The organism is Kitasatospora sp. SolWspMP-SS2h (assembly GCF_003259315.1).
GTDB classification, from domain to species: Bacteria; Actinomycetota; Actinomycetes; order Streptomycetales; family Streptomycetaceae; genus Kitasatospora; species Kitasatospora fiedleri.
Genome location: NZ_QLLT01000018.1, coordinates 106947 through 120532 on the forward strand (window position 1 = coordinate 106947; position 13586 = coordinate 120532).

Here is a 13586-nt window from a genome sequence, read left to right on the forward strand (position 1 = left end):
TGGTGGTCAGTTTCCTTTCAACGATCCTGGGCGGACGTCAGACGTCCAGGAAGCGGACGTCCTTCGCGTTGCGCTGGATGAAGGAGCGGCGGGCCTCGACGTCCTCGCCCATCAGGACGGAGAACAGGTCGTCGGCGCGGGCGGCGTCCTCCAGGGTGACCTGGAGCAGCAGGCGGTGCGCGGCGTCCATGGTGGTGACGCGCAGCTCCTCGGCGTTCATCTCGCCGAGGCCCTTGAAGCGCTGGATCGCGTCGTCCTTCGGGAGCCGGCGGCCGGCCTCGACGCCGGCCGCGATCAGCGCGTCGCGCTCGCGGTCGGAGTAGGCGTACTCGAACTCGTCCCGGCCCCACTTGATCTTGTACAGCGGGGGCATCGCCAGGTAGACGTACCCGGCCTCGACCAGCGGGCGCATGAAGCGGAACAGCAGGGTGAGCAGCAGGGTCCGGATGTGCTGTCCGTCGACGTCGGCGTCGGCCATCAGCACGATCTTGTGGTACCGCAGCTTCTCGGCGTCGTAGTCCTCCTGGATGCCGCAGCCGAAGGCCGAGATCAGCGCCTGGACCTCGGTGTTCTGCAGCACCTTGTCGATCCGGGCCTTCTCGACGTTCAGGATCTTGCCGCGGATCGGGAGGATCGCCTGGGTGCGCGGGTCGCGGCCCTGCTTGGCGGAGCCGCCGGCCGAGTCGCCCTCGACGATGAAGATCTCGCACTCGGCCGGGTCCTTGGACTGGCAGTCCGAGAGCTTGCCGGGCAGCGAGGCCGACTCCAGCAGCCCCTTGCGCCGGGTCAGGTCGCGGGCCTTGCGGGCGGCGACCCGGGCGCTGGCGGCCTGGATCGACTTGCGGACGATGTCCGCGGCCTCGTTGGGGTTGCGGTCCAGCCAGTCGGCCAGGTGCTCGTTGACCACCTTCTGGACGAAGGTCTTGGCCTCGGTGTTGCCGAGCTTGTCCTTGGTCTGGCCCTCGAACTGCGGCTCGCCGAGCTTGACCGAGATGATCGCGGTCAGGCCCTCGCGGATGTCCTCGCCGGAGAGGTTGTCGTCCTTCTCGCGGAGCAGCTTCTTGTCGCGCGCGTACCGGTTCATCAGACCGGTGAGCGCGGACCGGAAGCCCTCCTCGTGGGTGCCGCCGCCGTGGGTGTGGATGGTGTTGGCGAACGAGTACACGCCCTCGGTGTAGGACGAATTCCACTGCATGGCGATCTCGGCCGAGATCGTCTTGTCCTTGTCCTCGGCCTCGAAGTCGATCACCGAGGGGTGGACCGGCTCGCCCTTGCGGGAGTTGAGGTGGGCCACGAAGTCCGCGATGCCGCCGTCGTACCGGTAGGTGACGGAGAGCGGGTTGCCCTCCTCGTCCAGGTGCTCGGGGCGCTCGTCGGTCAGCTCGATCGTCAGGCCCTTGTTGAGGAAGGCCATCTCCTGGAAGCGCCGGGAGAGCGTCTCGAAGGAGTAGACGGTGGTCTCGAAGATGTCCGGGTCGGCCCAGAAGGTGACCGTGGTGCCGGTCTCCGAGGTCTCCTCGTGCCGGGCCAGCGGGGCGGTCGGGGCGCCGGACTTGTACTCCTGCGTCCAGCGGGCGCCGTCGGTGCTGATGTCCACCGCGAGGCGGGTGGAGAGCGCGTTCACCACCGAGATGCCGACGCCGTGCAGACCGCCGGAGACCGCGTAGCCGCCGCCGCCGAACTTGCCGCCCGCGTGCAGCACGGTCAGCACGACCTCGACGGCGGGCTTGTCCTGGCCCGGCATGATGCCGACCGGGATGCCGCGGCCGTTGTCGACCACCCGCACGCCGCCGTCGGCCAGGATCGTGACGCCGATGGTGTCGGCGTGACCCGCCAGCGCCTCGTCGACGGAGTTGTCGACGATCTCGTACACGAGGTGGTGCAGGCCGCGCTCACCGGTCGAGCCGATGTACATGCCCGGGCGCTTGCGGACGGCGTCGAGGCCCTCCAGCACCTGGATCGCGCTGGCGTCGTAGGCCTTCTGGTCGGACGGGTCTGGGGTCTGGCTGGGGTTGCCGGAATCGGCCACGAAGCGCCCTCTCTGGCACAGCGCGGGCCGCGCCCCTCCCCGCTTGCCCGGGCAGGTGTGCGACCACGGCGTTTCGACTCTGTTGCTCCACGCAACGGTGTTTACGCTTCAGTCTACCGGTACGACCGACAGAGAGGGGCGTTTGGCAGCCTCTGAGGGCAGATGTGCCGCCCTGAATCCCCTCGGGACGTGTCCCGATACTCGACAGGGGGGCTCAGAGCGCCTGGACGGGCCGCCAGCGATTCCGGAAGATCCCGGTCCGCCGCACCGGGGTCAGCCCCAGGTGTCACCCGGGCCCTTGCTCCCGGGTGCCCGCAACCGCCCGTACCCACGCACCGGGGCGTCCGGCCCCAGCACCTTGATCACCCGGACCGTGCCGTGCCCCAGCTCGTGATTCAGCCGGGCCACCAACTGCCGTGCCAGCAGCCGCAGTTGAGTCGCCCACGCGGTGGAGTCGCACTGCACGGTGAGCACCGCCTCGGCCTCCGCGTACGACTTGGGCTCGCAGTGCGCGGCGATGTCCGGCCCGACGATCTGCGACCAGCGGCCCATCACCCCGCCCACCGCGGCGGGCGCCTCCCAGCCCCGCTCGGTGATCAGCCGGTTCAGCGCCGCCCCCAGCGGCACCGGGTCCCGGCCGTCCGCGCGGGCACCGCTGCGCAGCCCGGTCCGCTTGGCCTCCCGCCGCTCGCGCACCTGCTCCCCGCGCTGCCGGGCCTGCTCCTTGGCGGCGCGCAGCGCCACCCGGGCCAGGTCCACCCCCGAAAGCTCCGGCCCCTCCGCCATCACGCTCCCTCCCCGGGCTGTGGACGACTCCGCCGACGAGCCGCCCAGGGTACGTGGTTCCCGGGGCTCACGGGGTCAGCCGGTCCACTGTGCCGCCCGAGACGCCGTACCGGGCCCCGTTCAGCGCCTTCGGCACGTCCTCGGCCACCGCGGCGGTGACCAGCACCTGCTCGCCGCCGGCCACCAGCTCGGCCAGCCGGTCCCGGCGGCGGGCGTCCAGCTCGGCGAACACGTCGTCCAGCACCAGCACCGGCTCGCCGCCCTCGGCCCGCAGCAGCTCGTACGAGGCCAGCCGCAGCGCCAGCGCGTAGGACCAGGACTCGCCGTGGCTGGCGTAGCCCTTGGCGGGCAGCGGGCCCAGCCGCAGCAGCAGCTCGTCGCGGTGCGGGCCGACCAGGGTCAGGCCGCGCTCGATCTCCTGCCGGCGCATCCCGCGCAGGGCCTCCAGCAGCTGCTGCTCGGCCTGTTCGCGGCTGCTGGGCAGCTCGCCCTCGAAGGAGGAGCGGTACTCCAGCACGGTGTCGCCGGCGCCGGGGGCGAGCTGGCGGTACGCCTCGGCGACCAGCGGCTGCAGGGCGGCCACCAGCTGGATCCGGAAGGCGGTCAGCTCGGCGCCGGACCGGGCCAGGTGGCCGTCCCAGACCTCCAGGGTGGCCAGGTCGGCGGCCTTGCCGCCGCCGGCCCGGCGGGCCGCCGCGGCGGTCCGCAGCAGGGCGTTGCGCTGCTTGAGCACCCGCTCGTAGTCGGCGCGCACCCCGGCCAGCCGGGGGGCCCGGGCGGTCAGCAGTTCGTCCAGGAAGCGCCGGCGCTCGGCCGGGTCGCCCTTCACCAGGGCGAGGTCCTCGGGGGCGAACAGCACGGTGCGCAGCACGCCCAGCACGTCGCGCGGGCGGACGCTGTCGGAGCGGTTCAGCCGGGCCCGGTTGGCCTTGCCGGCGGTGAGCTCCAGCTCGACCAGGGTGGAGCGGCCGCCCTGGGAGACCACGTTCGCCCGGATCACCGCCCGCTCGGCGCCGAGCCGGATCAGCGGGGCGTCGGTGGCCACCCGGTGGCTGCCCAGGGTGGCGACGTAGCCGACCGCCTCGACCAGGTTGGTCTTGCCCTGCCCGTTGGGGCCGACGAACGCGGTGACGCCCGGGTCGAGCGGGACCTCGACCCGGGCGTAGGAACGGAAGTCGGCGAGCGACAGGTGCGCGACGTGCATGACGGTGGACTGCGCTCGCCTTCTGTCCGGGAGTGCTTACTTGGACTCGACCGCGTGGCCGCCGAACTGGTTGCGCAGCGCGGCGATCATCTTCATCTGCGGGGAGTCGTCCTGCCGGGAGGCGAACCGGGCGAACAGCGAGGCGGTGATCGCGGGCAGCGGCACCGCGTGGTCGATCGCAGCCTCGACCGTCCAGCGGCCCTCGCCGGAGTCGGCGGCCCAGCCCTTGAGCTTGGCCAGGTGCTCGTCGTCGTCCAGCGCCCGGACCGCCAGGTCGAGCAGCCAGGAGCGGATGACGGTGCCCTCCTGCCAGCTGCGGAACACCTCGCGCACGTCGGTGACCTCGGGGGCGGCCTCCAGCAGCTCCCAGCCCTCGGCGAAGGCCTGCATCATCGCGTACTCGATGCCGTTGTGGACCATCTTGGCGAAGTGGCCGGCGCCGACCTTGCCGGCGTGCACCGAGCCGAAGTCGCCCTCGGGCTTGAGCGCGTCGAAGACCGGCTGCACCTTGGCCACGTCGGCGGCCTCGCCGCCGTACATCAGCGCGTAGCCGTTCTCCAGGCCCCAGACGCCGCCGGAGACACCGCAGTCGACGAAGCCGATGCCCTTCTCGGCCAGCAGCTCGGCGTGCTTGACGTCGTCGGTCCAGCGCGAGTTGCCGCCGTCGACCACCACGTCGCCGGGGGAGAGCAGGTCGGCCAGGCGCTCGACGGTCTCCTGGGTCGGGCCGCCGGCCGGGACCATCACCCACACCACGCGGGGCGCCTCCAGCTTGGCGACCAGCTGCTCGATGCTGTCGACGTCGGCGAGGTCCGGGTTGCGGTCGTAGCCGGTGACGGTGTGGCCAGCGCGGCGGATGCGCTCGCGCATGTTGCCGCCCATCTTGCCGAGACCGATGAGGCCGAGCTCCATGACAAGTCCTTCACTGTGGTGTCGTGCCTGACGGCGGCGCCGTTGCCGCACCCACTGAGCCTACGCCGACGGGGAGGGAGCGCCGGGCAGCCACAGGGGCGCGGGGGGGGGGTCGCCCCTCGCGCCCCTGGTGGACGGGTGGCCGGTCAGCCGGAGAGGCGGACCGGCATGATCAGGTACTGGTAGGCCTCGTCCGGCTCCGCGTCGACCGCGGCCTTGCCGGTGAGCAGGGCCGGCTTGGTCGGGGTGGTGAAGCTCAGCTGCGCGTAGCCGGCGTCGATCGCCTTGAGCCCCTCCTCCAGGTAGCCGGGGTTGAAGGCGATCGAGATGTCGTCGCCCTCCAGGTCGGCGTCGATCCGCTCGGTGGCCTGCGCGTCGTCGCCCGAGCCGGCCTCCAGGGTGAGCACGCCCTGCTCGAAGTTCAGCCGGACCGGGGTGTTGCGCTCGGCCACCAGCGAGACGCGCTTGAGCGCCTCCAGGAAGGGCTGGGTCTGCACCGCGGCGACCGCCGAGAACTCGGTCGGGAAGATCGACCGGAACTTGGGGAACTCGCCCTCCAGCAGGCGGGTGGTGGTGCGCCGGCCGGCGCCCTCGAAGCCGATCAGGCCCTCGCCCGCGCCGCCGGCGGACAGCGCGATGGTGACCTGGTCGCCGCTGCCCAGCGACTTGGCGATGTCCTGCAGGGTCTTGGCGGGGACGAGCGCGACCGCGTTGATGTCGTCCTGCTCGGGCTTCCAGAGCAGCTCGCGGACGGCGAAGCGGTACCGGTCGGTGGCGGCCAGGGTGATCCCGCCGCCGTTGATCTCGACCCGCACGCCGGTGAGCACCGGCAGGGTGTCGTCGCGGCCGGCGGCGACCGCGGCCTGGCTGACCGCCGAGGCGAACACGTCGCCCGGGACGGTGCCGGTGGCGGTCGGCATCTGGGGCAGCGCCGGGTACTCGTCGACCGGCAGGGTCGGCAGCGTGAAGCGCGAGCTGCCGCAGACCACGCTGACCCGGGCGCCGTCGGTGGAGATCTCCACCGGGCGGTTCGGCAGGTTGCGCGAGATGTCGTTCAGCAGGCGGCCGGAGACCAGGACGGTGCCGGCCTCCTCGACGTCCGCCTCCAGCTCGACCCGGGCGGAGACCTCGTAGTCGAAACCGGAGAGCGCCAGGGTGCCCTCCTGCGCGGTCAGCAGCAGGCCGGCCAGCACCGGCACCGGCGGCCGCGCGGGGAGGCTGCGGGCAGCCCAGGCCACCGCCTCCGCGAGGACATCACGCTCCACCCGGAACTTCACCGGTAACCGCCTCCTGGCTGCATCTCGCCGCACGGCCGGCCGGTACCGCCGGCCCGTGCTGTCGATCGTCTGATCCCGTTCGGCGACCGGTCGGGCGGATCAGCTCCGCCCCGTCCTGCTCCCGGTTGCCGAAGGACAGTCTGACGTACGCGGCTGACAGCCGGGGCAGATGGGCACAAGCGGGCCGAACAAATGTCGGGGCCCGGTTGTCCACAGATTCGGGCCACCCCCACTGTTGATCAAGTTCCGAGCTCTCTATGTGTAGCAGTAGTAGTAGGGCCTGTGGATACCGTGGATAACCCCGTTTTCGCAGGTCAGCGGCCAGATTTTGTCCACAGGCCCTGTGGATGGCGGCTGTGGACAACCAGGCCCTCCTGTGGACAGCGGAGAGTAATCCACAGGGCACGCTGAGTATCCACAGGTTATCCACAGCTGTTTCCACAGAAAACGGGAGAGTTATCCACCGGCCCGGATCAACGTCACGTGACGCCTTTCACACGCAAGGGTGACGGGCGAGTTGATGTTGCCGAACTGTGGACACAGCTGTGGAAAACCTGGGGATAACTCGCCCATTCCTGTGGACAGCCGGTGGATAACTCCGTGGACCGGCTGACGGCCCCTCAGTTCTCCACAGGCTGTGGATAACTGTTGTGCACAAGTCCCCAGGGGGTTGACCTGCGCGGAAGAGCGTAGCCCTGTCGGGGCTGTGGAGGAACCTCGGGATAACCGGCCGCCGTGCACCCTGTGGACGGGGAAAACCCACCCGTTCCTGTGGACAACCCGGGGTGCGCACCCGAACCGTTCGATTCGGCGCGCAAACGTTCGCCGGTGCGAGGGGCCCGCGCAAGGGGCCGTTCCGGGTGTTTCTGCCCCGCCGGAAGCCCTTCCACACCCCCGTTCGGCCCAGGGCCGGCCCCGAGCGAACGGATCCGGCCGACCGGGCGGGCACCGCCGCGTTCGATCGGCCGCCCGCGGTCCGCCCCTACTACAGGGCCCCCGCCGCGGTCCGCCGAAGGGCGGCCCGGCCACCCGGACGAGTGCTCCCCGCCGCACGCGCACCACTCGTCCGGGTAACGCTCCGGCCGTCCGGGCAACGCTCCGGACAGCCGAAAGGGGAGCCGGGCCGCCTCGGCCCGACTCCCCTTCGATGCGCCAACTACCGCTCTGCTCAAGGCTTTTGAGCCTTCGAGTCGATCCCGGTCCGGTCGGCTCCCGTGGTGCCCCGGTTTTGTTAGCTAGCTCTTGATGCGGTTGGTCAACTCGGTGACCTGGTTGTAGATGGACCGGCGCTCGGCCATCAGCGAGCGGATCTTGCGGTCCGCGTGCATCACCGTGGTGTGATCCCGGCCGCCGAACTGGGCGCCGATCTTCGGCAGCGAGAGGTCGGTCAGCTCCCGGCACAGGTACATCGCGATCTGCCGGGCGGTCACCAGCACCCGGCTGCGGGAGGAGCCGCACAGGTCCTCCACGCCCAGCCCGAAGTACGCGGCGGTCTGCTGCATGATCACCTGCGCGGTGATCTCCGGCCCCGCGTCCTCGTCCCCGCCCGGGATCAGGTCCTTCAGGACGATGCCGGCCAGCTCCAGGTCCACCGGGGCCCGGTTCAGGTTGGCGAAGGCGGTGACCCGGATCAGCGCGCCCTCCAGCTCCCGGATGTTCCGGGTGATCCGGGAGGCAATGAACTCCAGCACGTCGGCCGGGGCGTTCAGCTGCTCCTGGATCGCCTTCTTGCGCAGGATCGCGATCCGGGTCTCCAGCTCCGGCGGGGTGACGTCGGTGATCAGCCCCCACTCGAAGCGGTTGCGGAGCCGGTCCTCCAGGGTGATCAGCTGCTTGGGCGGCCGGTCCGACGAGAGGACGATCTGCTTGTTGGCGTTGTGCAGGGTGTTGAAGGTGTGGAAGAACTCCTCCTGCGTCGACTCCTTGCTGGCCAGGAACTGGATGTCGTCGACCAGCAGGATGTCGATGTCCCGGTAGCGCTTGCGGAACGCGTCCGCCTTGCCGTCCCGGATCGAGTTGATGAACTCGTTGGTGAACTCCTCCGAGCTCACGTACCGCACCCGGGTGCCCGGGAACAGGCTGCGCGAGTAGTGCCCGATGGCGTGCAGCAGGTGGGTCTTGCCGAGCCCGGACTCGCCGTAGACGAAGAGCGGGTTGTACGCCTTGGCGGGCGCCTCGGCGACCGCCACCGCCGCGGCGTGCGCGAAGCGGTTGGAGGCGCCGATCACGAAGGTGTCGAACAGGTACTTGGGGTTCAGCCGGGCGTTCGGCTCGTCCTTGCGCGGGCCGCCGGCCGGGGGAGCGCCGGGCGGGGCCGGGACGCCGGGGGTCCGCTCGACCTGGGCGTGCTGCTGCGCGGCGGGGCGGGCACCGCGCCGGGAGCCGCCCTGGCGCGGCCGGTCCTCGTCCGGGGAGCCGAGCGCCCCGCCGAACAGGTCGCCCTGCGCCGAGTCCGGGCCCGGCCGGTGCGAGCGCCGCGGGGCCGGGTCGGGCCGCCGCTCGGGCAGCGGGGCCGGCTCCCCCCAGCCGCCGGCCTCCGCGCCGGGCTGGTGGTCGCGGTACGGGGCCTGCGCGGGCGTCCGGTAGGGCTCGGCCGCCGGGTAGCCCGCGGGCGGGTACGCCGAGCGCTGGTAGTCGTCCCCGCCCCGGCCCGGCCAGCTGCCGGGCGGCGGCCCGGACTGCTGGTAGCCGGGGCCGCCGCCCGGGTAGGGCTGCTCGGCCCGGACCGGGTAGGGCTGTTCGGCGTGCGCCGGGTAGGGCTGCTCGGCGTGCGCCGGGTACGACGGCTCCGGGCGCGGGTGCGGCCACTCCGGGACGGGCTCGTGGTCGAGGTCCGACTCCGGGTCGGGCTCGCCGGCCGGGGCGGCGGTGGCGTCCACCATCACCGCGATCCGGACCTGGCGGCCGAACTCCTGCGAGATGGCCTCGGTCAGCTGCGGCAGCAGCCGGCCCTCCAGCACCTGCTTGGCGAACTCGTTGGGCGCCGCGAGCAGGGCGGTGTCGTGCATCATCCACATCGGCTGGGTGCGCCGCACCCAGTTCTTGTCCTTCTCCACGACATCGCTGTCGCTGACCAGTCGCTCGACGACCCTCGACCACATCAGGACGAGATCGCTGTTGACATCAGCCACTGGTACACGCTTTCTCGTTCCCCGAGCAGGGGGAGCCAGGCAGGTCAGGACGGGAGGCCCGGGTGCCGCCTCACCGGGGCGGCCACGGGCGGAGAACAAAAGAGACAAGTCCTGCAACGGTAGTCAGCGCGCAGAGCTGATTCAAGTTTCTGTCCACAGGCTGTGGGTAACGGCGTGGCGGCCACCTGGTTTGACCCTCGGACCCGCTCCCGCGTACCGTAACCAGGTCGAGTTGTCGATGGCCGCTGCCGCATGTCCGCGGGTCCACCCGCTTCCATGACGCGCGCAGCACGGGCGCCGTGGTGGTCCTCGACCCAGCAGATCTGGGTCCGGGGGCCGGATTTCCCAGTGCAAGGGGAGATCGCGCGGACGCACGGTGACGGCCAAGTGACTCCCCGTCATCCTACGATTCACCCCAGGAGCCCCCGAGTGAGCAAGCGCACCTTCCAGCCGAACAACCGTCGTCGCGCCAAGACCCACGGCTTCCGGCTGCGCATGCGTACCCGCGCCGGCCGCGCCATCCTGGCGAACCGCCGTGCCAAGGGCCGCACCGCCCTGTCCGCCTGATCCGCGCAGAGGGTCTGCAGTGCTGCCCACCGAGAATCGGCTGCGGCGGCGCCAGGACTTCACGACCGCGGTGAAACGCGGTCGTCGCGCCGGTCGGCCCCTGCTGGTGGTCCACCTCCACAGAGAGGTGGCGCCCGACACGGGGGCCGACCGGCACAGCGACTTCCACCCGCACGTCGCCGAAGGGCCCCCTTCGGCGCGTGCGGGTTTCGTCGTGAGCAAGGCCGTGGGGCCGGCCGTGGTCCGCAACGCGGTCAAGCGTCGCCTGCGTCACCTGGTCCGAGAGCGCCTGTCCCGGTTCCCCGCAGGTAGCCTGATAGTGGTAAGGGCGCTGCCGGCTGCGGCGACGGCTCCCTACCAGGACCTCGAACATGACCTGGACGCGGCGCTGCGCCGCCTGCTCAGGTCCGAACCGACCGGCAGTGCCCCGACGGGAACAGGGCGATGAAGTACCTGCTGATGGGCCTGATCAGGCTCTACCAGTGGACCATCAGTCCGCTGCTCGGTCCGGTGTGCCGTTATTACCCCTCGTGCTCGCGCTACGGGTACGAGGCGGTTCGCGTCCACGGCGCGATCAAGGGCGGTTGGCTGACCGTCTGGCGCATCCTGCGCTGCAATCCTTGGTCTCCCGGTGGGGTCGACCATGTTCCGCCGCGAAAGCACCCGGTGTGGCACCGCCGGCTGCGCAATCTGCTGAACCCCACGAGCGGGACCGCCGAGCCGGAGCCGGTGGCGAAGCCCGATGTCCAAGGAGTCTGACCGGTGATCCTCGGCTTTCTGAGTCCCCTCTACACAGCGGTGTCCTGGATCATCGTCCAGTTCCACTCGCTGTTCAGCCACGTCTTCGATCCGGACGGCGGCCTGGCGTGGGGCCTGTCCATCGTGATGATGGTGGTCGTCATCCGGATCTGCCTGATCCCGCTCTTCGTGAAGCAGATCAAGGCGACCCGGGCCATGCAGGCGATCCAGCCGAAGATGAAGGCCATCCAGGAGCGCTACAAGAACGACAAGCAGCGCCAGTCCGAAGAGATGATGAAGCTGTACAAGGAGGCGGGCACCAACCCGTTCTCCTCGTGCCTTCCGATCCTCGTGCAGGCGCCGTTCTTCACCGCCCTCTACGGCGTGCTCCACTCGATCGCCATCGACAAGACGATCGGCGTCATCGACACGCCGCTGCTGGAGAGCGCCCAGAAGGCGCGCATCTTCGGCGCCCCGCTGTCGGCCAAGTTCGTCGGCGCGGACAGCATCCAGATCCAGATCGTCTGCGCGGTCATGATCGTGCTGATGTCGCTGTCCCAGTTCGTCACCCAGCGCCAGCTGATGACCAAGAACGTCGACCTGTCGGTCAAGACGCCGTTCATGCAGCAGCAGAAGATGCTGATGTACGTCTTCCCGGTGATGTTCGCCGTGATGGGCATCAACTTCCCGGTCGGTGTGCTGGTCTACTGGCTGACCACCAACGTCTGGTCGATGGGCCAGCAGCTGGTCGTGATCCGCAACAACCCGACGCCGGGCAGCAAGGCGTGGGACGAGCGCCAGGCCCGGCTGAAGAAGCAGGGCCGGATCAACCCGGACGGCTCGATCCAGAAGGCCGGCCTGGCGGCGATGCTCAAGGGCGGTTCCAAGGGCGGCGCGGCGGTCGACGCCCAGGCGGCGGTCGAGGAGAGCGTGCAGGTGCGCCGGCAGCAGCCGCGCAAGCAGAGCAAGGCGCAGCGGCAGGCGTCCGCGTCCACGACCCACCAGGCGCAGACCGGGGAGCACCCGGACGCGCAGGACACGGCGGCGGACGAGGCCCGGGCCACCCCGGCCGGGGCCGCGTCGGCCGGGAAGTCCGGTACGAAGGCGGGCGGGTCGAAGCCGGGGGCCCAGCCGGGCCAGGGCCAGCGCCAGCAGCCGCGGCGCGGTGGCCAGGGCGGCCAGCGGCCGAAGAAGAAGTAGTCACCCACCCTCGTTTCCCGGCCCCACCCGAGGGCCTCGTTTCCGAAGGAGTCCACCTGTGACGGATGGCACCACCTCCGCCGTCGACACCGCCCCGGCCGGTGAGAGCGTCCTCTCGCGTCTGGAGCACGAGGGTGACATCGCCGCCGACTACCTGGAGGGTCTGCTGGACATCGCGGACCTGGACGGCGACATCGACATGGACGTCGAGGGGGACCGGGCGCTGGTCTCCATCGTCAGCGAGGGCGACGACCGGACGCTGCAGCGGCTGGTGGGCCAGGACGGCGAGGTGCTGGAGGCGCTCCAGGAGCTGACCCGGCTGGCCGTGCACCGGGAGACCGGTGAGCGCAGCCGCCTGATGCTGGACGTCGCGGGTTTCCGGGCGCGCAAGCGGGCCGAGCTCGCCGAGCTGGGCGCGGAGGCCGCCGAGCGGGTCAAGGGCACCGGCGAGCAGGTCAAGCTGCGGCCGATGACCCCGTTCGAACGCAAGGTGGTGCACGACGCGGTGGCCGCCGCGGGGCTGCGCAGCGAGTCGGAGGGCGAGGAGCCCCAGCGCTGCGTGGTCGTGCTGCCGGCCTGACGCCGGTGGTGTCGCCGTTCCGGCGTCCGACCCCGCCCGCCTCGCGCGGGCGGGGTCGTCGGCTCTGCGGCGGAGTGGTGTTTCACGTGGAACAGTGCTGGTAGGGCGGGTGGATTCGACGGTGAGCGGAGAGGCAGAGATGGACAGGGACGGCACGGAGTCCGAGGCGCCGCTGGAGGGGCCGGGACAGGCACCGGAGGCGGCGGGACGGATCTTCGGCGATCGGCTGCCGCTGGCCGTGCGCTACACCGAGCTGCTGGCGACCGCGGGGGTGCAGCGCGGGCTGATCGGCCCGCGCGAGGTGCCCCGGCTGTGGGACCGGCACGTGCTCAACTGCGCGGTGCTGGCCGAGCTGCTGCCCACCGAGGTCTCGCTGTGCGACGTCGGTTCGGGCGCCGGGCTGCCGGGCATCCCGGTGGCGCTGGCCCGGCCGGACGTGTCGGTGACCCTGCTGGAGCCGCTGCTGCGGCGCACCACCTTCCTGGAGGAGGTGGTGCGCGAGCTCGGTCTGGAGAACGTCACGGTGCTGCGCGGCCGGGCCGAGGAGACGATCGGCAAGCTGGCGGTGGACGTGGTGACCGCCCGCGCGGTCGCGCCGCTGGACCGGCTGGCCGGCTGGGGCATGCCGCTGCTGCGGCCCTACGGCCAGATGCTGGCGCTGAAGGGCGACACCGCCGAGCAGGAGCTGGCGGAGTCGCGGGCGGCGCTGGCCCGGCTCGGCGCGGTGAAGTGGTCGGTGATCGGGGTCGGCGAGGGCGTGCTGGTGACTCCGACCCGGGTGGTCCGGGTGGAGGCGGGGGAGAGCCCCGGCGGCGTCAAGGCGGCCACCCGGCGGGCCAGGGCGGCCCGGGCCGGGCGCGGCGGCAAGGGCGGCGAGAGCACCGGGCGGCGCGGCGGGAGCCGCGGGCGGCGCTGAGCCGGAGCGGGTGACACCGCGCCGGAAGCGGGTGGCGGCGGGGGCGAGCCGGAGCGGGTGCGGCGGCGGCCGTCGGGCCCGGCTGGCACTGGTGTTCGGGGCGGGTGGCCGAGGGGCCGCCCGCCCCGTTTCGGTTCGGGCGGCTCGGAGTGTCGGCCCGGCGCATCATGACATTCCGGGCATCGTGTTTCACGTGAAACGTCGCTTCCTGCTCTCCGGCGTACTGGATCAAGACCGCAACCGGAC

At 71.4% G+C, this 13586-nt stretch carries 12 protein-coding genes; 6 read left to right on the forward strand and 6 right to left on the reverse strand.

Annotation, left to right across the window (positions count from 1 at the left end; genetic code table 11):
• Positions 1 to 37: 37 nt before the first annotated feature.
• From gyrB to dnaA, 6 genes are all read right to left on the reverse strand, one after another.
• The gene (gyrB, locus tag K353_RS22715; protein ID WP_233533765.1) at positions 38 to 2029 is read right to left on the reverse strand and encodes a DNA topoisomerase (ATP-hydrolyzing) subunit B; all 1992 of its coding nucleotides are present in this window, start codon (positions 2027 to 2029) and stop codon (positions 38 to 40) included.
• Between the two features lie 273 nt (positions 2030 to 2302).
• Entirely contained in the window at positions 2303 to 2815 is a 513-nt protein-coding gene (locus tag K353_RS22720; RefSeq protein WP_111555394.1) for a DUF721 domain-containing protein, read from the reverse strand.
• 67 nt (positions 2816 to 2882) lie between these two features.
• Positions 2883 to 4019: a DNA replication/repair protein RecF gene (gene recF, locus K353_RS22725; protein WP_111555395.1), complete on the reverse strand. Its 1137-nt coding sequence runs from the start codon at positions 4017 to 4019 to the stop codon at positions 2883 to 2885.
• Positions 4020 to 4055: 36 nt separating this feature from the next.
• Positions 4056 to 4931, reverse strand: a complete 876-nt coding sequence (gene gnd / locus K353_RS22730) for a phosphogluconate dehydrogenase (NAD(+)-dependent, decarboxylating) (RefSeq protein ID WP_100837222.1) — start codon at positions 4929 to 4931, stop codon at positions 4056 to 4058.
• Positions 4932 to 5077: 146 nt separating this feature from the next.
• The gene (dnaN, locus tag K353_RS22735) at positions 5078 to 6208 is read right to left on the reverse strand and encodes a DNA polymerase III subunit beta (RefSeq protein ID WP_111555396.1); all 1131 of its coding nucleotides are present in this window, start codon (positions 6206 to 6208) and stop codon (positions 5078 to 5080) included.
• A 1235-nt stretch (positions 6209 to 7443) separates the two neighbouring features.
• Entirely contained in the window at positions 7444 to 9339 is a 1896-nt protein-coding gene (dnaA, locus tag K353_RS22745) for a chromosomal replication initiator protein DnaA (RefSeq protein WP_111555398.1), read from the reverse strand.
• Between the two features lie 429 nt (positions 9340 to 9768).
• Here dnaA and rpmH point away from each other — a divergent pair, with 429 nt between their 5' ends.
• From rpmH to rsmG, 6 genes are all read left to right on the forward strand, one after another.
• Positions 9769 to 9906: a 50S ribosomal protein L34 gene (rpmH, locus tag K353_RS22750; RefSeq protein ID WP_033214180.1), complete on the forward strand. Its 138-nt coding sequence runs from the start codon at positions 9769 to 9771 to the stop codon at positions 9904 to 9906.
• A 19-nt stretch (positions 9907 to 9925) separates the two neighbouring features.
• Positions 9926 to 10354 carry a ribonuclease P protein component gene (rnpA, locus tag K353_RS22755; RefSeq protein WP_111555399.1) on the forward strand — a complete coding sequence of 143 codons (429 nt, stop codon included), beginning with the start codon at positions 9926 to 9928 and terminating at the stop codon, positions 10352 to 10354.
• A complete protein-coding gene (gene yidD / locus K353_RS22760; RefSeq protein WP_100837226.1) occupies positions 10351 to 10665 on the forward strand; it encodes a membrane protein insertion efficiency factor YidD in 315 nt (104 codons plus the stop codon). Before rnpA ends, yidD begins: the two co-directional genes overlap by 4 nt.
• Positions 10666 to 10668: 3 nt before the next feature.
• The gene (yidC, locus tag K353_RS22765) at positions 10669 to 11844 is read left to right on the forward strand and encodes a membrane protein insertase YidC (RefSeq protein WP_370447635.1); all 1176 of its coding nucleotides are present in this window, start codon (positions 10669 to 10671) and stop codon (positions 11842 to 11844) included.
• A 58-nt stretch (positions 11845 to 11902) separates the two neighbouring features.
• Complete coding sequence (locus K353_RS22770; protein WP_100837227.1) at positions 11903 to 12424, forward strand: R3H domain-containing nucleic acid-binding protein; 522 nt, start codon at positions 11903 to 11905, stop codon at positions 12422 to 12424.
• Positions 12425 to 12563: 139 nt separating this feature from the next.
• Positions 12564 to 13340, forward strand: coding sequence for a 16S rRNA (guanine(527)-N(7))-methyltransferase RsmG (gene rsmG, locus K353_RS22775; RefSeq protein ID WP_111555400.1), 777 nt, complete (start codon positions 12564 to 12566; stop codon positions 13338 to 13340).
• Positions 13341 to 13586 lie beyond the last annotated feature (246 nt).